Source organism: Klebsiella sp. HN106, from assembly GCF_051209435.1.
Classification (GTDB): domain Bacteria; phylum Pseudomonadota; class Gammaproteobacteria; order Enterobacterales; family Enterobacteriaceae; genus Klebsiella; species Klebsiella oxytoca.
Genome location: NZ_JBLURD010000181.1, coordinates 1 through 321, shown reverse-complemented (window position 1 = coordinate 321; position 321 = coordinate 1). Strand labels below are relative to the sequence as shown.

The 321-nt window shown below is 58.6% G+C and carries 1 protein-coding gene; it reads right to left on the bottom strand.

Going from position 1 to position 321, the window contains the following annotated elements; genetic code table 11:
- Positions 1-321, bottom strand: a 321-nt coding sequence (locus ACSIPU_RS30850; protein WP_435322513.1) for a PTS transporter subunit EIIC, incomplete at both ends; no start/stop codon positions are given.

The following is a 321-nucleotide window of genomic DNA, read 5'->3' as shown; positions in this document are numbered from 1 at the left end:
CCATCGATCAGCAGCTGACCGCCGATAGAGGTAAAAACGAACGGCGACCAGATCAGATGATGCAGCCCGGTGGGGATCAGGAACCGGTTGAGAAAGCCGTACAGGAAGACCCCGATGGCGCCAAAGGATTTCATAAAGCCGGTCAGCGCCGAGATGCCCAGCTCCACTACCGGCCAGAGATAGACGGTGGCGATGGCGAACATGCCAACCAGCGGCAGCATCACGATCAGCACCAGCTTACTGTTGCCGTAGATCGACAGCGCGCCGCGAAACTCAATCCCAACCACGCGATTATGGACAAAGGCGACAGCGCAGCCAAGG